The sequence below is a fragment of the Streptomyces sp. NBC_01717 genome (assembly GCF_036248255.1).
Lineage (GTDB): Bacteria > Actinomycetota > Actinomycetes > Streptomycetales > Streptomycetaceae > Streptomyces.
Map to the genome: position 1 here is coordinate 2,794,075 of NZ_CP109178.1, position 25,872 is coordinate 2,819,946.

Annotated in this window: 20 protein-coding genes; 6 read left to right on the forward strand and 14 right to left on the reverse strand. The window is 68.8% G+C overall.

Translation table 11 applies throughout. The features are described 5' to 3' along the window. Positions 1 to 107: 107 nt before the first annotated feature. From OHB49_RS12680 to OHB49_RS12695, 4 genes are all read right to left on the reverse strand, one after another. Complete coding sequence (locus OHB49_RS12680) at positions 108 to 974, reverse strand: FadR/GntR family transcriptional regulator (protein ID WP_030974071.1); 867 nt, start codon at positions 972 to 974, stop codon at positions 108 to 110. Positions 975 to 1,155: 181 nt separating this feature from the next. Beyond that, a complete protein-coding gene (locus OHB49_RS12685) occupies positions 1,156 to 2,937 on the reverse strand; it encodes an ATP-binding cassette domain-containing protein (protein WP_329160316.1) in 1,782 nt (593 codons plus the stop codon). 111 nt (positions 2,938 to 3,048) lie between these two features. After that, on the reverse strand, positions 3,049 to 3,813 hold the full coding sequence (locus OHB49_RS12690) for an NUDIX hydrolase (RefSeq protein WP_030974075.1): 765 nt from the start codon (positions 3,811 to 3,813) through the stop codon (positions 3,049 to 3,051). A 136-nt stretch (positions 3,814 to 3,949) separates the two neighbouring features. Next, positions 3,950 to 5,260, reverse strand: coding sequence for a DUF4192 domain-containing protein (locus tag OHB49_RS12695; protein WP_329160319.1), 1,311 nt, complete (start codon positions 5,258 to 5,260; stop codon positions 3,950 to 3,952). 110 nt (positions 5,261 to 5,370) lie between these two features. Between OHB49_RS12695 and OHB49_RS12700 the strand changes: the two genes are divergently transcribed. Together OHB49_RS12700 and OHB49_RS12705 are read left to right on the forward strand one after the other, a co-directional pair. Beyond that, positions 5,371 to 7,542, forward strand: coding sequence for a RecQ family ATP-dependent DNA helicase (locus tag OHB49_RS12700; protein WP_329160320.1), 2,172 nt, complete (start codon positions 5,371 to 5,373; stop codon positions 7,540 to 7,542). Between the two features lie 217 nt (positions 7,543 to 7,759). Further along, on the forward strand, positions 7,760 to 8,383 hold the full coding sequence (locus OHB49_RS12705; RefSeq protein ID WP_329160321.1) for a hypothetical protein: 624 nt from the start codon (positions 7,760 to 7,762) through the stop codon (positions 8,381 to 8,383). Positions 8,384 to 8,449: 66 nt separating this feature from the next. Here OHB49_RS12705 and OHB49_RS12710 read toward each other — a convergent pair whose 3' ends face one another. The 3 genes from OHB49_RS12710 to OHB49_RS12720 form a co-directional block, all read right to left on the reverse strand. Further along, the gene (locus OHB49_RS12710) at positions 8,450 to 9,070 is read right to left on the reverse strand and encodes a hypothetical protein (RefSeq protein ID WP_329160322.1); all 621 of its coding nucleotides are present in this window, start codon (positions 9,068 to 9,070) and stop codon (positions 8,450 to 8,452) included. Positions 9,071 to 9,130: 60 nt separating this feature from the next. Then, positions 9,131 to 9,841 carry a ribonuclease HII gene (locus OHB49_RS12715; RefSeq protein ID WP_329160323.1) on the reverse strand — a complete coding sequence of 237 codons (711 nt, stop codon included), beginning with the start codon at positions 9,839 to 9,841 and terminating at the stop codon, positions 9,131 to 9,133. 116 nt (positions 9,842 to 9,957) lie between these two features. Continuing rightward, positions 9,958 to 10,584, reverse strand: coding sequence for a TetR/AcrR family transcriptional regulator (locus tag OHB49_RS12720; RefSeq protein ID WP_329160324.1), 627 nt, complete (start codon positions 10,582 to 10,584; stop codon positions 9,958 to 9,960). Positions 10,585 to 10,835: 251 nt separating this feature from the next. Here OHB49_RS12720 and OHB49_RS12725 point away from each other — a divergent pair, with 251 nt between their 5' ends. Continuing rightward, complete coding sequence (locus OHB49_RS12725; RefSeq protein WP_329160325.1) at positions 10,836 to 12,389, forward strand: MFS transporter; 1,554 nt, start codon at positions 10,836 to 10,838, stop codon at positions 12,387 to 12,389. A gap of 174 nt (positions 12,390 to 12,563) precedes the next feature. Here the strand turns inward: OHB49_RS12725 and OHB49_RS12730 are convergent, their stop codons facing one another. The 4 genes from OHB49_RS12730 to OHB49_RS12745 form a co-directional block, all read right to left on the reverse strand. After that, positions 12,564 to 14,345 (reverse strand): DUF4153 domain-containing protein, encoded by a 1,782-nt coding sequence (locus OHB49_RS12730; RefSeq protein WP_329160327.1) that lies wholly within the window; start codon positions 14,343 to 14,345, stop codon positions 12,564 to 12,566. A gap of 183 nt (positions 14,346 to 14,528) precedes the next feature. Beyond that, positions 14,529 to 15,440 carry an ADP-ribosylglycohydrolase family protein gene (locus OHB49_RS12735; RefSeq protein ID WP_329160329.1) on the reverse strand — a complete coding sequence of 304 codons (912 nt, stop codon included), beginning with the start codon at positions 15,438 to 15,440 and terminating at the stop codon, positions 14,529 to 14,531. A gap of 12 nt (positions 15,441 to 15,452) precedes the next feature. Continuing rightward, positions 15,453 to 16,112, reverse strand: coding sequence for a histidine phosphatase family protein (locus tag OHB49_RS12740; protein WP_329160330.1), 660 nt, complete (start codon positions 16,110 to 16,112; stop codon positions 15,453 to 15,455). A 152-nt stretch (positions 16,113 to 16,264) separates the two neighbouring features. Continuing rightward, a complete protein-coding gene (locus OHB49_RS12745) occupies positions 16,265 to 16,870 on the reverse strand; it encodes a YdbC family protein (RefSeq protein ID WP_052189799.1) in 606 nt (201 codons plus the stop codon). A gap of 80 nt (positions 16,871 to 16,950) precedes the next feature. On the opposite strand from OHB49_RS12745, the gene OHB49_RS12750 reads away from it, so the two are divergent. Further along, positions 16,951 to 17,931, forward strand: a complete 981-nt coding sequence (locus tag OHB49_RS12750; RefSeq protein ID WP_329160333.1) for a DUF1152 domain-containing protein — start codon at positions 16,951 to 16,953, stop codon at positions 17,929 to 17,931. A 128-nt stretch (positions 17,932 to 18,059) separates the two neighbouring features. Continuing rightward, positions 18,060 to 18,596: a TerD family protein gene (locus OHB49_RS12755; RefSeq protein ID WP_329160335.1), complete on the forward strand. Its 537-nt coding sequence runs from the start codon at positions 18,060 to 18,062 to the stop codon at positions 18,594 to 18,596. A 206-nt stretch (positions 18,597 to 18,802) separates the two neighbouring features. Here OHB49_RS12755 and OHB49_RS12760 read toward each other — a convergent pair whose 3' ends face one another. Then, entirely contained in the window at positions 18,803 to 21,706 is a 2,904-nt protein-coding gene (locus OHB49_RS12760; protein WP_329160338.1) for a vitamin B12-dependent ribonucleotide reductase, read from the reverse strand. Between the two features lie 160 nt (positions 21,707 to 21,866). Further along, the gene (nrdR, locus tag OHB49_RS12765; RefSeq protein WP_030974103.1) at positions 21,867 to 22,379 is read right to left on the reverse strand and encodes a transcriptional regulator NrdR; all 513 of its coding nucleotides are present in this window, start codon (positions 22,377 to 22,379) and stop codon (positions 21,867 to 21,869) included. A 541-nt stretch (positions 22,380 to 22,920) separates the two neighbouring features. Between nrdR and lexA the strand changes: the two genes are divergently transcribed. Next, entirely contained in the window at positions 22,921 to 23,715 is a 795-nt protein-coding gene (gene lexA, locus OHB49_RS12770) for a transcriptional repressor LexA (RefSeq protein ID WP_030974105.1), read from the forward strand. 136 nt (positions 23,716 to 23,851) lie between these two features. On the opposite strand, the gene OHB49_RS12775 is transcribed toward lexA, so the two are convergent. Continuing rightward, positions 23,852 to 25,822 (reverse strand): ATP-dependent DNA helicase, encoded by a 1,971-nt coding sequence (locus tag OHB49_RS12775; RefSeq protein WP_030974107.1) that lies wholly within the window; start codon positions 25,820 to 25,822, stop codon positions 23,852 to 23,854. Positions 25,823 to 25,872 lie beyond the last annotated feature (50 nt).

Genomic DNA, 25,872 nt, shown 5'->3' on the forward strand with positions numbered 1-25,872 from the left:
CACCTCATTTGCGACGAACATGACCAGGAACGACATCTCTCCACAATTGTGCCGCCGGACCGCGAGGATCCGGCGACACGTTGTCCGTGACCCTGGCCGCGTTGCGCTCAGTGCTCGCGCGGCGCCGGCACCACTCGCTCCACCTCCGGGTGGACGACAAGAAGTTGGCGCATGGCCGCCTCGGCACCCGTCGCGTCTCCGGTGGCGAGGGCCTCGACGATCCGGGCATGGTGGCCGAGGGACGCCTCGCCGGGACGGTCGCAGGCCGTGATCGGACCGCCCGAGACCTGCAGGGCGGCGGAAACGATGCCGGAGAGGTGTTCAAGCATGCGATTGCCGGCCGCCTGGATGAGCAGGGAGTGGAACTCGGCATCGGCCCGGGAGCAGGTGATCCCGTCACCCTGGGCGACCGCGTGCCCCATGATCTCGACCATGTCACCGAGGCGCTGCTGGATGTCCTCGCGACCGTGACCGGCGGCCAGGCGAGCGGCGAGCGGCTCGATCGTCCATCGGAGCTCACCGAGCTCACGACGCTGGTCGTCGCGCTGCGGACCGAAAGCTCGCCACTCGATGATGTCGGGGTCCAGCAGATTCCAGTCACTGACCGGGCGGACCCGGGTACCCACGTTCGGCCGGGCACTGACCAGACCTTTGGCCTCAAGAACGCGCAGTGACTCGCGTACGACGGTGCGGGAGACCTCGAAACGCTGGCCGATCTCCTCCGGCACGAGCGGTCGGTCGGCGCCCAGATCACCGGAGACGATCATCTGACCCAGCTGCTGAACGAGTTGGCCGTGGAGGCCGCGGCCGCGGCTCGCCGAGCCCCGTCGGCCCACCCGGCCCAGCTCGGCGTCGGCGCCGTCCCATGAACGGACGGCTGCATGCTCGCCGGCCGGCGCCTCCGTATAGGGGTAGCGATCGAGATCACCCGAGCCGGCGAGGCCGGAGTCGACGGAGCGGGCGGCGGTCATCATGGTGTGCGCAAGGGTACTCACGCATCCTTTGTCGGCGCGGCCCAGCCACCCCTTGAGGTCTTTGGTGAAAAGCACACGAAAGGGTGATCAGCGCCAGCCCCCCAATTGACGCCTTATCTACACAAAACGGGCACTTCTCAAGGAATTTCGCGCCCCTCGACAGTCTGGCCATGTTCCGCGATCACCAACGAACCCTGCCGCGAAGACTGGTGAACAAATACGCGCAGATCAGGACCGAGAGCGACAATGACAGCGCCACCCCCACCGGGTGCACCACCATGCGCACGACACCCGTCATCCATCGATCCACCACGTGCGGCCACTGCACCCAGGCCAGCTCGCGGAGCCTGGCCGGAAGTCCGAGCATCGAATGTGCGGCCGGCCCCGCCGGCACCTTCTCCATGAGTGGGACGACGAGCACGGGAACGGCGAGTACCGCGGCAAGTCCGGCGGACGTCACCCTGAAGATTCCGGCGGCCAGCAGACCGGCCCAGGCGCACCCCACGTTCACGGCCGCCCAACTCGCCCCAAGATACGTCGCATTCGGCGGGACACGGATCAAGTCGCCTCCGTACAAGAGATGGAGGGCTCCCTCGGATGCCAGAACGGTCAGCAGTGCGAGCAGCACCGCGACGCCCGCCGAAACAAGCAGCTTGGCCAGCAGCAGGCCGATGCGGCGGGGAACAGTACCTCGACCCGCCGCGAGCGCGGGGTAGCGGAACTCGTCACCGAACGAGAGCGCTCCGAGCAGCCCGGCGCCGAACGCGACGGGCGGCAACGGCAGCGTCGACGGCCAGGCGGCGAGCACATCGGGGAGCCGGGCATGGCCGCCGCGGGAGAGCAGGACCGAGAGCGCGACCGAGACGACCAGAACGACAACCATGATCACCGTCGTTGTTCTGACGCCGAAGAGTCGGCGCAGTTCGTAGCGCAGCGGTTGGAGCGGCCCACGGGCCGGACGCCGTCGGACCGGCGGCGGCAGTTCCGACGCGGATCCGCGTGACGCGGGCCCCGGTCCGGCATCCGGATCGGTGGCCGGCGACTCCGGACGAGGTACAGCCTCTGGTCCGGAAGGGCCGGTGGTGACCGGGCCGGTGTCACCGACCTCGTCGGCCAGTTGATGAACGGGTACGCCGTGACGGAATGCCGTGTCGCCGATCTCCGCGCAACTGCTGCCGTACACCGACAGACAACTACTCGCTTCGGCGACCACCTCGACGGAGCGCTGCGCCGCGCCCGCCTCACGGCTGACCACCGTGGCGAGCCGGGCAGCGTGCGGAGTACGGACAACGACGCGGGGGCGCAGCCGGGTACGGGAGAAGGCGGCGCTTCCCTGGTCGGCGACGAGACGTCCGGCGTCGAGCGTGACCACGTGGTCGGCCGCACGCGCGGCCTCCTTGGGGTCGCGGGTGGTGTAGAGAACCGTCCCGCCCCGGGCGGCATGGGCACGGAGCAGCCCGTGCAACCAGTTCTTCTCGTGTGGGGAGAGCCCCTCTCCGGGATCGTCGAGGATCAGTGCATGAGGGTCGCCGAGCAGCGCCGCAGCAAGGCCGAGCCTCCGGTCCATGCCGACCGACATCGCGCCGATGCGCTGGTCACGGAGCGCGGCGAGGCCGACCGTCTCGAGCAGCTCGTCGGCCCGGGAGGCGGGCACCCCCGCGGCGGCGCAGAGCATGCGGAGCTGGCCACGGGCGGTTCGAGCGGGATGACCGGGTACGTCTCCGAGAAGCACCCCCACCTCACGGGCGGGGTGCGGGATGCGGTGCAGGGGTCTGCCGCGGAAGTAGGTGACCCCCCGCCCCGATTCGATGTCGAGCATCAGACGAAGGGCCATGGTCTTGCCGGAGCCGGGGGCACCGAGGAGTGCGGTGACGGCGCCCGGCGTGGCTTCGAAAGTGAGGTCGTCCACGGCGGGCGGACGGCCGCGGTGGGGAGCACTGGTGAGTCCGATGGCCTGGAGCATCGCTTCTCTCGCGGAAGGTGAGACCGCTCGGCGGCAGGGTGATTACCGCAGCAAGATAACGCGACATTTAGGACTTTTAGCGCAGCGCCGGACTCGCGGGCGTTCCGCAGGTCAGACTTCGGGCCTCAGCATCGGCGGATTGAGCACCGTGGCCGCACCGGCCCGGAAAAGCTGGGCCGGACGCCCGCCCTGGCGGGTGGTGGTTCCGCCGGAGGGCACCAGGAATCCGGGCGTGCCCGTTACCTTGCGGTGGAAGTTCCGCGGATCGAGGACCACGCCCCACACCGCCTCGTACACCCGACGGAGTTCGCCGACCGTAAACGCCGGCGGACAGAAGGCGGTGGCCAACGAGGAGTACTCGATCTTGGAACGGGCCCGCTCGACACCGTCGGCGAGGATCTGCGCATGGTCGAAGGCCAGCGGGGCCTGCTGCTCGCCCTCGCGACCGTAGCCACCCTCCGGTCCGAGCAGGTCGTCGACAGGCGCCCACCGCGCACTGTTCGCATCACCGCCCGCACGGGGGGCGGGCAGGTCGGGCGCCAGTGCGAGGTGGGCGACGCTGACGACCCGCATCCGCGGGTCCCGCTTCGGGTCGCCGTAGGTGGCCAGCTGTTCGAGATGGGCACCGTTCCCGACGGCCGGGGCTGCCGGGTCGTGGGCGCACAGCCCGGTTTCCTCAGCCAGCTCGCGTGCCGCCGCGGCCCCGAGGTCCTCATCGGCCTTGACGAAGCCCCCGGGCAGCGCCCATCGGCCCTGGAACGGCGACTCGCCACGGCGAACCACCAGCGCGCACAACGCATGGCGGCGCACGGTGAGCACAACGAGGTCGACGGTGACAGCGAAGGGCGGGAAGGTCGACGGGTCGTAGGGCGGCATGCCGTGATCATAGTCGTCTGCCTGACGATAAACACTCCCTTCGTCATGCTCTTCATTCGTTCCGGACCAAGTGCCGCGCTGCCCATTCCCTCCACACGCCTTGCTCCTGACGTCAGGCGCAAGGCCGCGCGCCCGGTCACGGCTGTCGACCGCTCTTGGTCCCGCCCCGGCCATCCGCCCGCGACTCCCCCCGGGCACGCCTTCGCGCAACCCTCGTTCCGGGACGGACGGAGCCGGGCTGCGCCCGCTTCCGCGTCACGGCCCGCGGGCGTACCGCGCGGGGCGCCGCGCTCCGCTCCGTACGGTGAGTGCTCCGGCCCGTCCGGTCACTGCGCTCTCCACGCAGACAACGACGCAGGGTCTCCGGGTCGAGTCCCTGGTTGCACGCCTGGTGGAGAAGTTGGGCAAAGGTGTACTCGGGGTCCGCCTGCATGGCCAGGCCCAGGGCGACCCGCGCACCCGGTTCGTCGCCGGTGGACCAGGCGACCCAGCCCGTCAGGGTGAGCGGCGCCGCGGCATGCTCCCCGTACGGTCCGACGCAACGACGCGAGAGCGCCCGCCACAACCGCAACGCAGATTCCGCTTCGGGCCCCTCCATCCATTCGGCGGCCTTGTCCCGGGTCTCCCGGTCCTGAAGGCCGAGGATCACCGCGGCGGCCTCGTCATGGCTGATCAGTGAGTCGTCCTGGATGTCCGCAGCGGAGGGCGCCGTCGTCGGCGCCTCCCGAAGGCGTTTCATCAGAGCACGGGCGAGCACCAGCGTCTCCCGAGCCACCTCCTTGCGTCCCTCCTCGTCGAGGATCCTCGGAACCAGTGCGGCGCCCGCCGCGTCCAGAGCCTGTGGCTGATCCGCCACGGACGGGGTCTTCAGGGGCATGAGCCTGGCTTCCATCTCCCGCAGAGATCCACGCACTTGAATGCCCGCATAGGTGGCGGCGGCCGCCATCACCGAGGTGCCGGGAAGGGAAAGCGACTTCCCCTCGGCCGGACAGCAGCGCGGGTCGGGGCAGCAGTAGGACCAGTAGCGGCCGTCGGAGATGCAGAGCGCTTCGAGTACGGGTACGTCCAGTGCTCCGCAGGCCGTGCGCAGACGTTGGGCCAGCGGCCGCAGCCGCTCCATCACCTGCCCCGGGATCTCCCCGTCGGCAGGGTCCTGACAGAGAAAGATGACGATCGCATCGGGACGCTCCCCGCGCCGCTCGCTGCCCTTGACCAGGCACTCGGCGAGTTGCTCAGCGGTGGACGGCCATTCTTGCGGTGACTGCGGAATTCCGAGCCTGAGCCGCCCGCCGAAGCGGCCGCGGCCGCCGTGCAGGGCGACCATGACCACACTGTCGTTCGGATAGAACCCCATGAGATACGGGAGGGCATCGGCGAGTTCGGCAGGCCCTCGCAGAGTGATCTGCTGCTCGTCGGCCGGCCCGGTGGATTCGTGGTGCTTGTTCATGGCACGACCGTCCCGCGAGCGGCAGAATTCCGCGACCCCCTGTGGATAAGTTATCCACAGGGCCGCGGGGTCGTTCGCGGTTTGTCACAGCCATCGGGTTGCATGGGGGCATGACCAACGCAGACCGCGCAGAGCTCAGGGCTTCGGCCGATTCCGTACTCGCCCGACTCGTCGGGGACACCACCGACACCGCTCGGCTGCGCGAGGACCAGTGGCGGGCCATCGAGGCGCTGGTCGCGGACAGACGCAGAGCGCTGGTCGTCCAGCGGACCGGCTGGGGCAAGTCCGCCGTGTATTTCGTCGCGACCTCACTGCTGCGGGCGCAGGGCAGCGGCCCGACGGTGATCGTCTCGCCGTTGCTCGCACTGATGCGTAACCAGGTGGCGGCCGCGGCCCGGGCCGGGATCACCGCCCGCACGATCAACTCGTCCAACACCGAGGAGTGGGACACCGTCCAGGCCGAGGTGGCAGCAGGGGAGGTGGATGTGCTGCTCGTCAGCCCCGAGCGGCTCAACAACCCCGACTTCCGGGACCAGGTCCTGCCCCGGCTCGCTGCCGCAACCGGGCTGCTCGTGGTCGACGAGGCGCACTGCATCTCCGACTGGGGCCACGACTTCCGGCCGGATTACCGCCGGCTGCGGACCATGCTCGCCGATCTACCGGCGGGCGTACCCGTGCTCGCGACGACCGCCACTGCGAACGCACGGGTGACCGCGGATGTCGCCGAGCAGCTCGGTACGGGCGCGGGCACGGACGCGCTGGTGCTGCGCGGGCCTCTCGACCGCGAGAGTCTCAGCCTCGGCGTGCTCCAACTGCCGAACGCCGCACACCGGCTGGCCTGGCTGGGTGATCATCTCAAGGAGCTCCCCGGCTCCGGGATCATCTACACGCTCACCGTCGCGGCCGCCGAGGAGATCACGGCGTATCTGCGCCAGTGCGGGCACACCGTGGCCTCCTACACCGGCCGCACCGAGAACGCAGACCGGCAGCAGGCGGAGGACGATCTCCTGGCCAACCGGGTCAAGGCCCTGGTCGCAACGTCCGCGCTCGGTATGGGATTCGACAAGCCCGACCTCGGCTTCGTCGTGCACCTCGGCTCCCCCTCCTCCCCCATCGCCTACTACCAGCAGGTGGGTCGCGCGGGCCGAGGCGTCGAGCATGCCGAGGTGCTACTGCTCCCGGGCAGGGAGGACGAGGCGATCTGGCAGTACTTCGCATCGGTTGCCTTCCCCCCGGAGGAGCAGGTCCGGCGGACGATCGATGTGCTCGCCCAGGCCGGCCGGCCGCTCTCGCTGCCTGCTCTGGAGCCGCTGGTCGAGCTGCGGCGCACCCGCCTGGAGACGATGCTCAAGGTCCTCGACGTCGACGGTGCGGTCAAGCGGGTGAAGGGCGGCTGGATCGCCACGGGAGAGCCCTGGGTCTACGACTCCGAGCGCTATGCCTGGGTGGCACGCCAACGGTCCGCCGAGCAGCAGGCGATGCGCGACTACGCAACGACGACCGGGTGCCGGATGGAGTTCCTCCGTCGCCAGCTGGACGACGAGGAAGCGGCGGCCTGCGGACGCTGTGACAACTGCGCGGGCGCGCGCTTCGACGACCAGGTGTCGACGGCCGCTCTGGACACCGCCCGAGGCGAGCTCGGCAGGCCCGGTGTGGAGGTGGAGCCCCGCAAGATGTGGCCGACCGGTCTCGCCGCGGTGGGCGTCGATCTCAAGGGCCGTATCCCGGCGGGCGAACTGTCCTTCTCGGGGCGCGCCCTCGGCCGGCTCTCCGACATCGGCTGGGGCAACCGGCTGCGTCCGATGCTCGCGGCGCAGACGCAGGACGCCCCGGTACCCGACGATGTGGCGAGCGCGGTGGTGACAGTACTGGTCGACTGGGCCAAGGCGCCGGGTGGCTGGGCATCCGGCACCGCCGATGCCGCACCCCGGCCCGTCGGCGTCGTCACGGTCGCCTCGCACAGCAGGCCACAGCTCATCCAGTCACTCGGCAGCCGTATCGCCGAGGTCGGCCGGATGCCACTGCTCGGCAGCGTCACCTACGCGCCAGGAGCGGCCGAGGTACGGATCTCCCGGACCAACAGTGCGCAGCGGGTGCGGGCTCTGCACGAGGCGCTCGTCGTGGAGCCGGAGCTGGCCGAGGCGTTGGCGTCGGCGGGGGGCCCGGTACTGCTCGTGGACGATCTCTCGGACACCGGCTGGACGCTTGCCGTGGCATCCCGGCTGCTGCGCCGGGCAGGGGCGGAGGGAGTGTTTCCGCTGGTCCTCGCTGTTCAGGCGTGAGACGGGGCGTCACCCGTCCACGATCTGGGCAGGGATATCCGTGTCATTCCGGCTGATTCCCGTCAGCCTCGCCAATTGCTCGTTGCCGCCTGCCGATACGCCAGCGAGAATTGAACTCGCTCCCCGCACGGTCCTTTCGCGGCCCGGAAGGGCTGTGCCGCGGTGCGCCCCCACCCGACCCTGCCCGCACCGTGGGCGCGTATGCGAAGGGAGGACCGTGACCTTCGGATTCGCTCCGTCCGCAGCCACTTCGGTGTCCGCCGACTCCGCCAACCGCCTTGCCAGAATGCTCGAACCGGCCGAATGGGCCGCTGCGGGCATACCGTTGCTGCGCAGCCCGCGCGAGGTCGTCAGCGGACTGCACGCCCGGCACCGGCCGACTCCAACAACTGCCGTCGTCGCCGTACTCGACCATGAGGAACGCCTCACGGCCAGCGCGTCGTTCACCCGCCGCTCCGTAGCCGCGGACGGCTGGGAGTTCCGTAACGCGCTGCTGGCGCATCTGCGCCGGGTCATCCCGCACGATCTGCGACGCCGCACGCCCGTCCGGACTGCGGTACTGCTCTACTGCCGCGAGGGGGACGAGCGATGGACGGAGGAGGACGGGGCGTGGATGTGGGGTCTGCGAGACGCCTGCACGCTGCACGGCCTTCGGTGCGGCGCGTACATCACGCTGACCCATGGCGGGTGGCAGGTGCTGGGCGAGGGCCGCGGTGGCCGTCGGCCCAACTCCACGTCAGCGCCTTCGTCTCTCGCCGACACGGTGGGTGATCGCGACCCGTTCCCGCTGCGCACCGGTGGCGGGGCGACGGAGGCACTGCGCCGTACCGCGGCCCGCTGACCCGAGCCGTCGGCCCGGCCGCCCCGTCGGGCAGCCGGGTCACCACGGTCGTACGTGCCTAACGGCTCAGACGCCGACGCCGAGCACGGTGTTGATCTGCTGCGGGTCACCGCAGACGATCAGCAGCGCCCCGGCGCGCTTCTGCGCGAGGAGCAGCGCACGGGCGGCGGCGTCATCGGCTGCTCCGTTGACCGCGACGATCACCACGGGACGGGCCTGCACCCGGTCCGCGCCCTCGGCACCGGCGAAGAAGACATCCTCACCGGCCTCGTGCTGGGCCCAGTAGGCGGCCTCTCCGAAGGACAGCTCGTGCGCGGCCCACGGGTGATGTTCGCCGGTGGTGAGCACCAGGATGTCGCCCGGTGCGCGTCCGGAGTCGAGCAGCAGATCGACTGCCTCGTCGGCGGCGTCGAGCGCACCGCCGGCCGAGGCCGGGATCAGCTGGATCTGCGGCACCGAACGGTTCTCCGAGCGGGCCGCCGGGGACTGACCGGCGGTGGGGTGCGGGCGCTGCGCCGGGGGCGCGGGCCTCGCGGGACCGGGCCCCGGACGACCGGGGCGCGGCGTGGCCGCGGAACGCGGACCGGGTACGGGACGGGGGGTCGGCGCGGTACGGCCTGTGGCCGAAGTGACGCGGGGACCCTGGGCGCTCTCGTGAATCTGAGGCTCCTCGGGGATGAGAGGCATGGGTGGTTGTCTATCAAATGCCGACGCGATGAGCATCAGCGGGTGGGCACAAATGCGCGATCAGAAGTCGAAGCCGAGCTGGCCCCCGCTTTCCAGTGCGGCCGCCTCGGCGGAGAAGCGGACCTTCTTCAGGTGCTGCCACTTGGGCAGCGCGTCGAGGTAGGACCACGAGAGGCGGTGGTGGGGCGTGGGTCCCAGCGCCTCCAGAGCGGCCCTGTGCACGGGAGACGGGTAGCCGGCGTTGGCACCGAAGGCGAAGGGGGCGTACTCCCCGGTTTCCGCACCCAGTTCGGCCATCATCGCGTCCCTGTGGACCTTCGCGATCACCGAGGCGGCCGCGACCGCGACACAGGACTGGTCGCCCTTGATGACGGTTCGGACCGTCCAGGGCTCGCCCAGGTAGTCGTGTTTGCCATCGAGTATCACCGCGTCGGGGCGCACAGGCAGCGCTTCGAGGGCGCGGACAGCGGCGAGGCGCAGGGCCGCGGTCATCCCGAGGTCGTCGATCTCCTGCGGCGAGGCGTCTCCGAGACCGTAGGCGGTGACCCAGCCCTCGAGCAGCGGCGCCAGCTCGGCGCGGCGCTTGGGGCTGATCAGCTTGGAGTCGGTGAGTCCGGCAGGAGGCTTGCGGAGGCCGGTGACGGCCGCACATACGGTGACCGGTCCCGCCCACGCTCCGCGTCCGACCTCGTCGACACCGGCGACGGTCTTGGCACCGGTGGTAGCGCGCAGTGAGCGCTCGACAGTGTGCGTGGGTGGTTCGTACGGCATGGCGCCAGCCAGCGTACGCCGACGAGAAGTCCGAGAACACCCCGGGGCGCCGGACCGTTGTGCCGTCCGCGACGCCTCCACCGGGATGCTCACGGCCCGGCCGCCGGCCGTCGCGTTCAGTTGCCGGAGGAGCGGAACAGCGGCACCACGACCTGATCGATCATTTCGGCGAGCTCCCTGTCCGTCCATTCGCTGCCGCACACCTTGCTGCGGTACATCATCATCGCGGGGATCACCTCGAAGGACAGCTCGCTCGTGGCATCGGAGCGGACGTCGCCGCGCGCGATCCCTCGGCCTACCACTTCCCGTAGGAGCTCGGTCGAGGGCTGGATCACCCCTTTGAGGATCACCGACTGGAACCGCTCGGCGGAGCTTGCGTCGCACTCGTGAAGTACGGAACGCAGCGCGCATCCGGGCTTGGAAAGCATTGCGTCGCGCAGCCGTCGGCAGAGCTGGTAGAGATCTTCGCGAACGCTGCCGAAGTCGGGCGCCTCGCCGAGGGCCGGCAGTGCCGTCTGCAGTGCGTCGACCACCAGGTCCTCCTTCGAGGGCCATCGCCGGTAGACCGCCGCCTTCCCTGTCTGGGCCCTGGCGGCGATGCCCTCCATCGTCAGCCCGTTCCAGCCCACCGTGCTCAGCTGTTCCAGCGCGGCATCGAGGATCGCGCGTTCCAGTACGGGCCCGCGGCGGCGCGGTGATGCCATCGACGGCCGAGCGGCGGCCGCCGAGCGCGAAGTAACCATCAGCTTTTCTCCATCGAAACAGGTCGGACGGTGGGGCCCGTCGGGACGGTGAGGCGGATCCAGACGTCGGGGCGGACCAAGACACATCGGAACCGATCGTCGCCAGACCGAGCAGACCCGGACCGAGCGATTCCGCCGGCATCCCGGCAACGGCAGCTTCAGTGAACGCTTGCGTTCACTGACGGGGACTCACTACCGTTGACGAGACAGTGAACGCTTCCGTTCACTAATTCACTTGTGGGGGATCCATAGTGACAACCTCTCAGTTAGAAGCACAGAGTCCGCCGGGCGCGGCCCGACGGCAGGGGCGACGAGGGATCGCCCTCGCGGTCATCGCCGCATGTCAATTGATGGTTGTGCTCGATGCCACGATCGTCAACATCGCGCTTCCGCACGTCCAGGACGCGCTCAGCTTCTCCACCACCGATCTGTCCTGGGTCCTCAGCGCCTACACGCTCACCTTCGGCGGACTGCTTCTCCTCGGCGGCAGGGCCGGTGACATCCTCGGCCGACGCCGGGTCTTCATAGCCGGAATCCTGGTCTTCACCCTTGCTTCCCTGCTGGGTGGACTGGCCCAGGAGCCCTGGCAATTGCTCGCGGCCCGGGCCCTCCAGGGCGTGGGTGGAGCCATCGCCTCACCGACATCACTCGCCCTGATCACCACCACGTTTCCCGAAGGTCCCGAGCGGAACCGCGCGTTCGGAGTCTTTGCCGCAGTTTCGGCGGGCGGCGGCGCGATCGGCCTGCTGACCGGCGGAATGCTCACCGAATGGCTCGACTGGCGATGGGTCTTCTTCGTCAACGTACCGATCGGTGTGCTGATCGCGGTCCTGGCACCCATGTACATCAACGAGTCCGAGAGGCATCCCGGCCGCTTCGACGTCTCGGGCGCACTGACCTCGACCCTCGGCATGGCCTCGCTGGTGTACGGATTCATCCGGGCTTCCGAGGAGGGCTGGCGGGACTCCCTCACCGTGGGGTCCTTCGGCGCCGCGGTGGTACTCCTCGCCGCATTCGTACTCATCGAGATGCGGGCGAAGGAACCGATCACCCCACTGCGGATGTTCGCCGACCGCAACCGGTCGGGGACGTACCTCATCATGCTCAGCCTGGCCGCCGCCATGGTCGGCATGTTCTTCTTCATCGTCCTGTTCGTACAGAACGTGCTGGGCTACAGCCCCATCGAGTCGGGTCTGGCCTTCCTGCCTGTGACCGTGGCCATCATCACGGGCGCAGGCCTGTCGCAGCGACTGCTCCCGGTGCTGGGCCCCAAGCCGTTCATGATCACCGGTTCGACACTCACCGGAATCGGCCTCTTCTGGCAGACATTCATCTCGTCCGACAGCTCCTATGTGAGCGGGGTGCTGGGGCCGATGCTCCTGTTCGGCTTCGGTATGGGCCTCAACTTCGTCACGCTGACCCTGACCGCTGTCTCCGGGGTCGCGCAGCACGAGGCCGGTGCGGCGTCCGGACTGCTCAATGCCAGCCAGCAGGTGGGTGGTTCGCTGGGGCTGTCCATCCTGGTGACGGTCTTCGGCACGGCGAGCCGCAACGAGGCGGAGAAGCAACTTCCGTCGTTCATGGCGCAGGCGACGCCGGAACAGAAGGCGAAATTCGCCGAGACGCACGAGTTGCCCGCACCCTGGGGACACGAGGTGCTCACACAAGGCATTTCGACGGCGTTCACGGCAGCGGTGGCGATGGCCGCACTCGCCCTGCTGACTGCGGTGTTGGTGATCCGGGTACGCAGGAGCGATTTGGATGCGTTGAGCGGCAAGGCGTCCGCGGGTGGTCCTGGAGCCTAGCGTCGCAGGCCGGTGCGGGCACCGGTTAACCGGGCGGCGCGCAGGTGAAGCACGCGCGTCGGCGCAGGTGCAGGCCGTCCACGGGGTGCGGCCTGCACCTGCCCGGATCGCCGGGTACGGCTCAGCAATCCGGATCAGTACGGGTCGTAGGGGCGTCATCCGTAGGCGGCGTAATCAGTACGGGTCGTACGTATCGTCTTCGTAACCGCCTCGATCACCGCCGTCCTCACCGCTTCCAAGACCCTCGCAGTCCGTCACGAGAGCGTTCGCGCTCCGGTTCTCCAGAATGTCGCGTGCCCGCGCCTCGCCCCAGCTGGTGGCGTACCAAGGAGCGTCGGACACGCGCAGCGTGCGCTGGATCTCGCCGAGAGCACAGGACCGCAGCGGTTCGGGCAGTGTGTCGAGGGCCGGTACGGCGTCGGCCGAGAGGCCACGGAGGTAGTCGATGTCGATCGCGTGATCGTTGCGGTAGCGCTGAACATTCTGTTCCGCGATCAGCCCGTCGGGCGAGACCAGACCGAACACGAGCACACCGACGGCCGCGCTCGCCGCCACGGCGCGCGGCAGCAGCCGGGCGCCGAACACGCCCGCCGCCATGATCAGGATCAGCACCACGCCCAGCCACAGCTCCACCGCGGCCACGGATATCCGCAGACGGGTCAGACCGTACGCATCGACGTACAGCTCCATACGCCGCAGTGCGGAGGCCACCACCACAAGGGTGAGCAGGCACAGCGCGCCGAGGACGATCCGCACGAGAGTGCGGTCGCGCGCTTCACCACGAGGGGCCCAGCGCAGGGCGAGTGCGATCACGAGGAGCGTGAGCAGCGTTGCCCACAACAACTGCCAGAAGCCCTGGCGGGCGTATGCCGAGTAGCTGAGATCGGTCTCGGCCATCACCTTGTCGTATCCGCCGAGCAACACGGTGAGCTGGATGGCGATGAAGACGGCGAAGAGCAGATTCAGCACGATGAGCGGAAGCGCCCACTCCAGCCGGCCTCGGGCCTTGCCCGCCCGCACGGTGATGCGGTCCCAGTGGATGGGGGCGGCGGCGGTGTACGCGGCAGTGAGCGCACCGACCAGACCGACCACGAAGAGGAAGAACCGCCAGGGGGTGTCGCCCAGCGACACGTCCGGCATCAAATTGCCGAGCACATCGGCGAACGCGGCATCCGCGCTTGCGAACAGCGCTCCGAAGACGATGAGCAGGACAACGGCCACCGCGGTGGACCGGAAGGCGACACCCCATCGACCGCGAGAACCAGCCATCCGGTCGCGAATGCCCAGTCCTCCCCATCTCACTCCCTCGACGGCGGAGGAGAACAGGCCCACCGAACCGAGGAACACCCCGAGCCAGCTGCGGCTGCCGTGCAGGGCGAGCGAGCCCAGCGCGGCGGCTGACACCACTGCGAGGAAGGTGGGCCAGCCCGCGTCCCGGAGCGCCGGGACGATGAGCAGTGACAGACCGCCCAGCGCCCAGACAGCGGACCAGGGGCGGAGCCGGCGACCCGCGGCCTCTGCGGCGAAGAAGGCCGCGAGCGCGGCGGGAATCGCGACAATCAGCAGGTTCAGGCCGAGACCGTCCCCCAGCAACAGACCACTGAGGAGCGCGGTGGCCACGACAGACCAGAGTGTGGCGTTACGGATGGCGACCGGCGGGTCCGGGCGCAGCCGCGCAACCGTGCCGACCTGCTGCTGGCGGCTCTGCCAGGGGTTGGGCGGCGGATGCGATTGCCATCCTTGCTGTGCGTACGCCGGGCTCCTCGGCGGCTCCGGGACGGCTTCGCCGGAATCGGGCACGCTCGGCGCTCCGGAGCTACCGGGCGACTCGGACGGCACCGCATCCACCGACGGCTCCGGCGACTTCGAAGTCTCCGGCGGCGCCGACGGCTCCTGCGGGCGAGACGGCTCGGGCGCCTCCGGCTTCCGGGACGACTCTGACGTGTGATCGGGCATGGGACCCCCTCCCACCGAGTTCCGCTCACACAGCTGCTGAGCAGCGCGAGCACCTCGGCTCTCATTCGGCGCACGATCGTCATGATGATCATTGACGGCGGCGTGGCCGAAAGGGTAGCCCCCCGGTACCGCTCGCAGACATGCGCGGCAGGGATGTGGCAGTACCGTGACAGTCGAGACGTGTCAGCTGCGCCCCGGCCGGGGAAGCCAGCCCGGCAGCTCTTCCGTCTGTGCCGACCAGGCGGCAGGCGGAGCCCCCGCCTTGCTTGCCGCGATGACCCCGCCGACGATTGCGCAGGTCGTGTCGACGTCGCCACCGGCCTGAGCGGTCACCCAGAAGGCCTGCTCGAAGTCGCCGAGGCTCCGGGCCGCCGACCAGAGAGCGAACGGCACTGTGTCATGTGCACTTGTACGACGGCCGTTTCCGAGGACCGCCGCGACGGTTCCGGCATCGCTGTAGTCGAGCATGTCGCGCGCCCGGCGCAGCCCGGCGCCGACCGCACTGCGCGGCACCAGGGCGATGACCCCGTCGAGGAGATCGGTCGGCGTCGGCGGGCCGCCGGGCGCGGCGGCGAGCGAGGCGGCCGCCGCGACAGCCATCGCCCCCACGACGGCCTCGCGGTGCTGATGCGTGGTGTACGAGGAGATCTCGGCCTGATGCGTTGCCTGCTCGGGGTCGTCCGCGTACCAGGCGCCGAGGGGTGCGATACGCATGGCCGAGCCATTGCCCCAGGAGCCCTGGCCCTGGAAGAGCGCGGACGCCAGCTCGCGCCAGTCGCCGCCCTCCCGGACCAGCCGCAGCAGCCGGTTCACAGCAGGGCCGTATCCCCGGTCGAAGTCGTGGTGGTCGGCGAACGAGTGGGCCAGCGCGTCCTGGTCGATGCGGTTGTGCCCGGCGAGCACGGCCAGGACGGAACAGGCCATCTCCGTGTCATCGGTCCATTGCCAGGGGCCGAGCGGCAGTGCGCACTGCTTCAGCAGCGGATAGTTGGCGGGCACAAAGAACTGGGAGCCCAGAGCGTCCCCCACGGACAGCCCCCGCAGGCTGGCCAGGGCGCGTTCGAAGCGTTGGGCGGTAGCGGAGTCAACGGTCATCGCGTCCCCACTCTATCCGGTGATGCCGTACGGCTCAGGGGTACGCCACCGCTCGAACGGCTGGTCAAGCGTGTACCGCCCGTCCTCGCCGAGCATCAGCATTCGTGTCTCCCCGTTGCCGGGGTTGGACAGAGACTCGAATTCGGCCACCGACCAGTGGAACCACCGCATGCAGAACAACCTCATCGTCAGTCCATGAGTGACCAGCAGAACGTTGGGCGGATGGTCGGGGTCCTCGAAGCTCCGGTGCAAACTCTCCAGAAATGCCCCGACCCGGTCGTACACATCGGCGCCGGACTCCCCCTGCGCGAAGCGGTAGAAGAAGTGTCCGTACGCGTCCCGGTAGGACTTCTGCAGTCTCACGTCGTCCCGGTCCTGCCAGTTCCCCCAGTCCTGTTCGCGCAGCCGCGGCTCCTCGCGCACCCGCACCCGCTCCAGGTCGAGCCCGAGGGATCTGAAGGTCTCGTGCGTGCGGCGGTAGGGCGACACGTACACGCTGACCCGCTCCCCGCCGAAGAGATCGCGCAGCCGTACCCCCGTCTCCCTGGCCTGCCGCAACCCCGTCGCGGTCAGCCTCAATGCATGGTCGGGTTCACGCTCGTACACCGTGTCGTCGTCATTGCCCTCGGACTCGCCGTGCCGGACGAGGACAATGCGTTGCGGTCGTGCCATGTAACGACCCTAGATCGAGTCCGGTCCATTCGAGCAGTTGTCCGGAATTCAGCCGACGCATGTTGCCGGCGAAGCGGGACCCCAGGGCATCCGGCACGCCCCCCGCCCCGCCTGGAACCCGCCGGTCGGGGGCCGGCCGAGGTACCGGAGGATCACACCGTCCAGGACGGGTCGAGCTGCACGACGTCCCCCGCCAGCGCCGCCACATCGTCCTCGGTCCCTGCCCGCAGCGAGAGCCTTTCGAGGCTCCCCGGCCGGTACTTGCCGCGCTCGGCACTCGACTGCCACATCGACAGCACCAGGAACTCGTGTCCCGGCGCCTCGCCGAACACCCCACGCAGCATGCCGGGAGAGCCGGCCATCGCCGGATTCCACACCCTCTCCTGCATCAGGGCGAAGTGTTCGACCCGGTCCTCGTGCACCCTGCTGTGCGCCACTCTGACCACATCCGCATCGGTGAAGCGCGGCTCGAAGCCGGTCTTCACATCGAAGCGGTAGTTGAACAGTTTGACCTGGATGTCGCTGTACGTTCCGGACTGTGCGGCAGCCAGCCGGTCGTGCGCACGCGCCATGAACGAGTCGTAGAAGGCCCGGTTCTCCCAGAACGCGAACACATGGGCAACCTCCGGTCGCCCCCGGCTCCAGCCACCCCCCTGTCCTCTGAACCCCGGCTCACCGAGCAGCCCCGCCCACTTTCGCTGCCCCCGCTCGAAACCGCGACGGTCCATCACGGTGCAGCGAATCCACTTGACCAGCACCGCGCCATCGTACGGCGCCGAACGTGGCGTGGGTCACGCTCTGACGGAGTACGTCCGAACCAGGCGCCGCGAATCACAGAATGATCTCCATGACGCCCCCGCCCGCCAACCCTCTGTTCGCCAACACCCTGTTCGCCCGCCTCGACTCCGCGGAACGCATCCTCGTGGCCGGGGCGGGCGGCGGCTTCGACATCTACGCGGGGCTTCCGGTGGCACTCTCCCTGCTGCATCAGGGCAAGGACGTCCGGCTCGCCAATCTCTCGTTCAGCGCTCTCGAAGGGCTTCCCGTCGATGCCTGGCTCGCGCCCGATGTCGCGGTGATCACCCCCGAAACGTCGCTCCACCAGCCGTACTTCCCGGAACGCACGCTCGCCCAGTGGCTCGAACTGCACCACTACCCGAGCACCGTGCACGCCTTCGCCCGGGTGGGAGTGCAGCCACTGCGGGCCGCCTACCGAGCGCTGATCGAGCGGTACGACATCGACGCGGTCGTCCTCGTCGACGGCGGTACGGACATCCTGATGCGTGGCGACGAATCCGGACTCGGCACCCCGGAGGAGGACCTCACCAGCGTCGCGGCGCTCGCCGGAATCGACGTACCGGAGCGCCTCGTTGTCTCCATCGGCTTCGGAATCGACGCCCATCACGGAGTGAGTCACGGACTCGTCCTGGAGAACATCGCAGCCCTGGAGCGCGATGGCGCCTTCCTGGGCGCCTTCTCGGTCTCCCGTACGACCCGCGAGGGCGCTCTCTTCGTCGACGCGGTCGCCCATGCCCAGAAACACACCCCCGACCACCCGAGCATCGTCAACGGATCGATCGCCGCAGCGGTCCAGGGCGCTTTCGGGGACGTCCATTTCACCTCGCGCACCCGGGGCAGCGAGCTGTTCATCAACCCGCTGATGTCGCTCTGCTTCGCCTTCGAACTGGAGGGGCTGGCCCGCAACTGCCTGTATCTCGACCGCATCGAGCACACCCACCTGATGCGCCAGGTCAGCAGCGCGATCGAGCTCTTCCGCGAGGAGATCAGCCGGCGTCCGCCGCGCCGTATACCGCACTGAACTGCACAGGAATCGACATTGGCGCGATTCCGTCGCCCGATACCAAGCCGGTTGGATCCACGGACGGTTGCGGACATGATCGGGTGGTACGACCGGTCCGACGGCCCAGCGGCAAGGAGGGAAGTCCGATGAGCACGCCCAACAAGGACCTCGCGAAGGTCGAAGTCAGGCTCAAATGGGACCCAAGTCCTCCGGGTGCCCCCGCCCATGACCTCGACATCATCGCCGCGACCTACCCGGCGGACGAGCCGTACGGCAGCCCCTCGTATCTGGTGCACTTCGACAGCCGTTCGCCGGACGGCACCATCACACTGAACCGCGACAGCAGGACCGGCCAGGGGCTCGGCTTCGACGAGGTGATGACACTGGAACTGAACCGGCTGTCGGCCGCGCACGCCCGCGTCGTCGTCGGGGTCGCCATTCAGCAGCGGGACGGCCGAAGGATCTTCGACGACATAGCGAGCACCGGCGTGCAGATTCGTGAGGGATACACAAGTCTGGCGGAGGACGACTTCTCCTCGGTCGGCGGCGCCACCGCGGCAACGGTCGCCGAGTTCGTCCGGGACGGTTCGGGCGGCTGGGAGTTCCACGAGACGATCCGGGGCTTCGACGGCGACCCCGGTTCGTTCGCCGCGACGATGGGAAGCCGCACGCCCGGAACATGACGCCTCGGCAGGCAACAGGGGCAGGGAGCCGACTCGTCGAGCAGGTCCAAGAGCATCACACCGCAGCACGCACAGACCCGCGCCCTTTCCGCGCGATCCGATGCATCAGACACCACAGCCCTGGGGATCAGACGCCGAGGGCGGTGGAGCCCGGTATCGACTCCACCGCCCTGACCAGCTAGTTCATGCCCAGCAGGTCCCGAATATCAGCTGCAACCGCTGGTAGAGCCGCAGCCCTCGCAGATGTAGCAGGATCCGGCGCGCTGCATCTTCGTGCCGCAGGAGAAGCAGAGCGGCGCGTCCGCGCTGATGCCCAACTGCATCTCGACGAGCTCCGCCGAGGTGTGCGCCGTCCTCGGGGCAGGCATCTCCGTCTCCTTCGGAGGAGCGACCGCCTTCAGCGGCTCCGTCCGGATCGGGGCGGACTGGGCCAGGCCCTCGACGTCCATCTCGTCGTCCTCGAGGGACGGCTCGTACGAACCCGTGTCGAGGTGACGCTGACGCTCCTCGGCCGAGTGGATTCCGAGCGCCGAGCGGGTCTCGAAGGGAAGGAAGTCCAGCGCCAGGCGGCGGAAGATGTAGTCGACGATCGACTGCGCCATCCGCACGTCCGGGTCGTCCGTCATGCCGGCCGGCTCGAAGCGCATGTTGGTGAACTTCGAGACGTACGTCTCCAGCGGGACGCCGTACTGCAGACCGACCGAGACGGCGATGGAGAAGGCGTCCATCATGCCCGCGAGGGTGGAGCCCTGCTTGGACATCTTCAGGAAGACCTCACCGAGACCGTCGTCCGGGTAGGAGTTGGCGGTCATGTAGCCCTCGGCGCCGCCCACCGTGAACGAGGTGGTGATGCCGGGACGGCCCTTGGGGAGACGCTTGCGGACCGGGCGGTACTCGACGACCTTCTCGACCGCGGCACGGATGGTGTCTTCCGCCTTGGCGGTGACCTCGGCCTTCTTCTTCTCCTTGGTCTTGGCGGAGAGGGGCTGACCGACCTTGCAGTTGTCGCGGTAGATGGCGAGCGCCTTCACGCCCATCTTCCACGCCTCGAAGTAGACCTCTTCGACGTCCTCGACCGTGGCCGTCTCCGGCAGGTTCACCGTCTTGGAGAGTGCGCCGGAGATCCACGGCTGGATGGCCGCCATCATGCGCACGTGGCCCATCGCGGAGATGGAGCGCTCGCCCATCGCGCAGTCGAAGACCTCGTAGTGCTCGGCCTTCAGACCGGGAGCGTCGATCACATTGCCGTGCTCGGCGATGTGGGCGACGATCGCCTCGATCTGCTCCTCCTGGTAACCCAGGCGGCGCAGGGCCTGCGGGACGGTGCCGTTGACGATCTGCATCGAGCCGCCGCCGACCAGCTTCTTGAACTTGACCAGGGCGAGGTCCGGCTCGAGGCCGGTGGTGTCGCAGGACATCGCGAGACCGATGGTTCCGGTGGGCGCGATGACCGAGGCCTGCGCGTTGCGGAAACCATTCTTCGCGCCGAGGCGGATGACGTCCTGCCAGGCCTCCGTGGCGGCGGCCCAGATCGGGTTGTCCAGGTCGTCCATGTGGACGGCCGCGGCGTTGGCGTCGGCGTGCTGCTTCATGACGCGCTGGTGCGGCTCGGCGTTGCGAGCGTAGCCGTCGTACGGGCCGACGACCGCGGCAAGCTCCGCGGAGCGCTTGTACGAGGTGCCGGTCATCAGCGACGTGATGGCACCCGCGAGGGCGCGGCCGCCCTCGCTGTCGTACGCGTGGCCGGTCGCCATCAGCAGGGCGCCGAGGTTGGCGTAACCGATGCCGAGCTGACGGAAGGCGCGGGTGTTCTCGCCGATCTTCTGGGTCGGGAAGTCGGCGAAGCAGATGGAGATGTCCATCGCGGTGATGACCAGCTCGACGACCTTGGCGAAGCGCTCGGACTCGAAGGACTGGCTGCCCTTGCCGTCGTCCTTGAGGAACTTCATCAGGTTCAGCGAGGCCAGGTTGCACGACGTGTTGTCCAGGTGCATGTACTCGCTGCACGGGTTCGAGCCGTTGATCCGGCCGGACTCGGGGCAGGTGTGCCACTGGTTGATCGTGTCGTCGTACTGGATGCCGGGGTCGGCGCAGGCCCAGGCGGCCTCGGCCATCTTGCGGAAGAGGGACTTGGCCTCCACCTCTTCGATGACGTCACCGGTCATCCGGGCGCGCAGCCCGAACTTGCCGCCGGACTCCACGGCCTTCATGAACTCGTCGTTCACACGGACCGAGTTGTTGGCGTTCTGGTACTGGACGGACGTGATGTCGTCGCCGCCCAGGTCCATGTCGAAGCCCGCGTCGCGCAGGGCGCGGATCTTCTCCTCCTCCTTGACCTTGGTCTCGATGAAGTTCTCGATGTCGGGGTGGTCGACGTCGAGAATGACCATCTTGGCCGCGCGACGGGTGGCGCCACCGGACTTGATCGTTCCGGCGGACGCGTCGGCGCCGCGCATGAAGGAGACAGGACCGGAGGCGTTGCCACCGGAGGACAGCAGCTCCTTGGAGGAGCGGATACGGGAGAGGTTCAGGCCGGCGCCGGAGCCGCCCTTGAAGATCATTCCCTCTTCCTTGTACCAGTCGAGGATCGACTCCATGGAGTCGTCGACGGCCAGGATGAAGCAGGCGGAGACCTGCTGCGGCTGGGGCGTGCCGACGTTGAACCAGACCGGCGAGTTGAAGCTGAAGATCTGGTGCAGGAGGGCGTACGCCAGCTCGTGCTCGAAGATCTCGGCGTCGGCCGGAGAGGCGAAGTAGTTGTAGTCCGCGCCCGCCTTCCGGTACGTCTTCACGATCCGGTCGATCAGCTGTCGCAGTCCGGTCTCGCGCTGCGGCGTGCCGACAGCTCCGCGGAAGTACTTGCTGGTGACGATGTTGACCGCGTTCACCGACCAGAAGTCGGGGAACTCGACGCCACGCTGCTCGAAGTTGATCGAGCCGTCGCGCCAGTTGGTCATGACGACGTCACGGCGCTCCCACGCCACCTCGTCGTACGGATGCACGCCGGGGGTGGTGTGGATTCGCTCGATACGCAGGCCCTGCTTGGTCGCAGTCGACTTGGATCCCTTGGCTCGGGAACCTCGTGCCGGGCCGCTCGCCGTCTCTGTCATGCCGCCTCCCATATGTGGGCAAAAACGCCCTGCAGTGCCCAGAACTTCCCGGGGCACAATCTGTGTCTGATGCTTCGGACGCCGCGCGCAGCACCCGGAGCAGATCTATGTAGCCGCCCTGCCGCTGATCGATACACCTGTGTCGGTCAGCCGGTGTCGCTCAGTCGGCGGCGACGGCGGGAACGGGGACCTCCAGGGTCTCGCCGGTCCCGCATCCCTCCACGGGAGGCCGCCGCTCGCGAAGTTGCACGATGGCGGCCTCGAAGTCTTCGAGTGTGTCGAACGCCCGGTACACGGACGCGAAGCGCAGGTATGCGACGAGGTCGAGTTCCTGCAAGGGGCCGAGTATGGCCAGACCCACGTCGTGGGTGGTCAGCTCGGCGCTTCCGGTGGCGCGCACCGCCTCCTCGACCCGCTGGCCGAGTTTGGCGAGGGCGTCCTCGGTGACGGGTCGCCCCTGGCATGCCTTGCGCACGCCGGAAATGACCTTGGTACGACTGAAGGGTTCGGTGACTCCGCTGCGCTTCACCACCATCAGCGAGCAGGTCTCCACCGTCGTGAAACGGCGGGAGCAGTCGGGGCACTGACGGCGACGGCGGATCGACGTGCCGTCATCGGTGGTGCGACTGTCGACGACCCGGCTGTCGGGGTGCCTGCAGAAGGGGCAGTGCATGGCTCCCAACCCTCCTTCACAGCACGACTGAATGGCCTCTTCAGGCCCCGCCAGGGGCCCTCGAAGCAGCCATAAGCATAGGCGATGGTCACGGTCTCGATCGACCAGGGACCACAACTTCTGGGTGGCTGGAACAATCCAACCACTAGATCTTGGGTTTGGTCGCGCATTCGGCCCTAGCGCGTGTCGCGCGTCCCGGGCGGCACAGGCAGCGTACGACCGACTACGAGGTTACGGGACACGCTCGACCGACCGGATCGCGGGGCGCCCGACGCCGGACCGGAACGGCGGCCGGGAGACCACCCCGCGTGGCAGCGCCGCAGCCGCGGACGCTAGCGTGATGAGCCGAATTGCCGGTCGTGCACGGCACGCGTCGGACCCGCCCGCGCCGGGTGGGAATCCGGCCCGCGCTTCGCTCATACACCTAGCAATGAACACGGCACAGACTTTTATTCGTTTTTCACTCGAACGTGTGTTTGGCGCAACCTTTCGAAAGCTACTACCGTTGTCCAGCTAGGGAGAACATTCGAGAGGGGCCGACGTGACCACCACCGCAGACAGTGCCACCATCACTGCCCAGGACCGCTCCCAGAGCCGACTCGAGCCGGTGCATGCCATGAATGACTCAGTCAGGAACACGGAGGGGCCTGAGCCGGCGCGCCCAGCGCGCTCGCTCCCCGGCCGACCTCCAGGAATCCGAGCGGACAGCTCGGGGCTCACGGACCGGCAGCGGCGAGTGATCGAGGTCATCCGCGACTCGGTGCAACGCCGGGGGTACCCACCCTCGATGCGAGAGATCGGCCAGGCGGTGGGGCTGTCCAGCACGTCCTCCGTCGCCCATCAGCTGATGGCTCTGGAGCGCAAGGGCTTCCTCCGCCGCGACCCTCACCGTCCCCGGGCGTACGAGGTCCGCGGTTCGGACCAGCCCAGCACGCAGCCGACCGACACGAGCGGCAAGCCCGCCGCATCGTACGTACCACTGGTCGGCCGGATCGCAGCCGGCGGACCGATCCTCGCCGAGGAATCGGTCGAGGACGTCTTTCCGCTCCCCCGCCAGCTGGTCGGGGACGGCGAGCTGTTCGTCCTGAAGGTCGTCGGTGACTCGATGATCGAGGCGGCGATCTGCGACGGCGACTGGGTCACGGTGCGCCGTCAGCCCGTCGCGGAGAACGGCGACATCGTGGCCGCCATGCTGGACGGCGAGGCGACGGTCAAGCGCTTCAAGCGGGAGGACGGCCATGTATGGCTGCTCCCGCACAACTCCGCGTACCAGCCGATCCCTGGCGACGAGGCGACCATCCTCGGCAAGGTCGTGGCGGTGTTGCGGCGGGTGTGAAGCTCGCCGGTTCCGACCGGGCCCCGGGATCCACTGCGCCGATCCCGGGGCCTGCTTGTGCGTCCGGGCGGTCGAAACGCTTCCGGGAGCAGTGGTGGTCACCAAGAACGAGCAGGGGCCTTCGGCTCGTTCGGAATCACTGCTCGTCGGCCTTGGCGGCGGCGTCGATCGCAGCGAGTGAGCGGCGCGCCTGGTTGCGGTCCGTCGTGTACCAGAAGTCGGGCAGCGAGGCCCGGAGGTAGCTCCCGTATCGGGCATTGGCCAGCCTCGGGTCCAGTACCGCGACCACTCCCTTGTCTCCCGTGGCCCGCACGAGACGGCCGGCACCCTGGGCCATCAGCAGCGCGGCATGGGTCGCCGCGACGGCCATGAACCCGTTGCCGCCCGCCTCCTCGACCGCCTTCTGCCGCGCGCTCATCAGCGGGTCGTCGGGTCGGGGGAACGGGATCCGGTCCATGATCACCAGCTGGCAGCTGGCCCCGGGGACATCGACGCCCTGCCAGAGCGAGAGCGTGCCGAAGAGGCAGGTCTCGGGGTCGGCGGCGAAATTCTTGATCAGCTCCCCGAGTGTTTCCTCGCCCTGCAGCAGGATCGGCTTGTCGAGCCGGCCACGCAGCTCCTCGGCGGCCGCCTGCGCGGCCCGCATGGAGGAGAAGAGCCCGAGCGTGCGCCCGCCGGCAGCCTCCACCAGTTCGGACAGCTCGTCCAGCATGTCGGTACGGGAACTCTCCCGGCCGGGCGTGGCCAGGTGCCGGGCGACGTACAGAATGCCCTGCCGTGGGTAGTCGAAGGGCGATCCGACGTCGAGGCCCTTCCACTGCGGGATGTCGTCCCCCGCGGTGCCCTCGGGGGCCAGTCCCAGGGAAGCTCCCACCCCGTTGAAGTCCCCGCCGAGCTTGAGCGTGGCCGAGGTGAGCACGACCGAGCGGTCGGCGAAGAGCTTCTCGCGCAGCAGGCCGGAAACGGAGAGCGGGGCAACGCGGACGGATGCGCCGAAGCGGTCGTGGCGCTCGTACCAGACGACGTCGTACTCGGACCCCTGGGTGATCCGCTCGGCAACACCGTGGATCGTCTCCACCGACGCCAGCGCCTGCTTGCGGACGGCGTCCTCGTCCTGGACGGACTTGTCCCGGGTGGAACCCAGCGCCGAGATCACCGTACGAGCGGCGTCCCGGAGCGCCATCAGTGCGTAACCGAGGTCTTCGGGAACCTCTTCCAGGCGGCCGGGGAGCGCCAGCTCCATCACCCGCTCGAACCCCTCCGACGCGGTCTGCAGGGCGTCGGCAGCCTTCTCGTTGACCAGCTTCGCCGCGCGCCGCACCGCCCTGTTCACCTGGCCGGGGGTGAGCTCTCCGGTGGCCACTCCGGTGACCCTGGAGACCAGCTCATGGGCCTCGTCGACGATCAGCACCTCGTGCTGCGGGAGCACCGGAGCACCCTCGATCGCGTCGATGGCGAGCAGTGCGTGATTCGTGACGACGACATCGGCGAGCTTGGCGCGCTCGCGGGCCATCTCCGCAAAGCACTCCGCACCGTAAGCGCACTTGCTGGCACCCAGGCATTCCCGGGATGAGACGGAGATCTGCGCCCAGGCCCGGTCGGAAACGCCTGGGGTGAGGTCGTCGCGGTCGCCGCTCTCGGTCTCGTCCGACCAGTCCCGCAGCCGCAGCAGATCCTGGCCGAGCTTGCTCGACGGAGCCGCAGCTTCGAACTGGTCGAAGAGCCCCTCTTCCTCTTCCTGCGGCACGCCTTCGTGAAGCCGGTGCAGACAGAGATAGTTCGAGCGCCCCTTGAGCATCGCGAACTGGGGCCGGCGGCGCAGTAGGGGGTGCAGTGCGTCGACCGTACGCGGGAGGTCGCGCTCCACGAGCTGGCGCTGCAGCGCCAGGGTCGCCGTGGCGACCACGACCCGCTCCCCGTGTGCCAGTGCGGGCACCAGGTAGCCGAGGGACTTGCCTGTCCCTGTGCCGGCCTGGACGAGCAGGTGGGAATTGTCGTCGACGGCCTCGGCGACTGCCTCGGCCATGGCGGCCTGGCCAGGCCGCTCGGTACCGCCGACGGCGGTCACGGCGGCGTGCAGGAGCTCGGGGAGGGATGGCTTCGTCATAGCGCGACCAGCCTACGGGGCACCACTGACAACGACGGTCACTCCCGGAC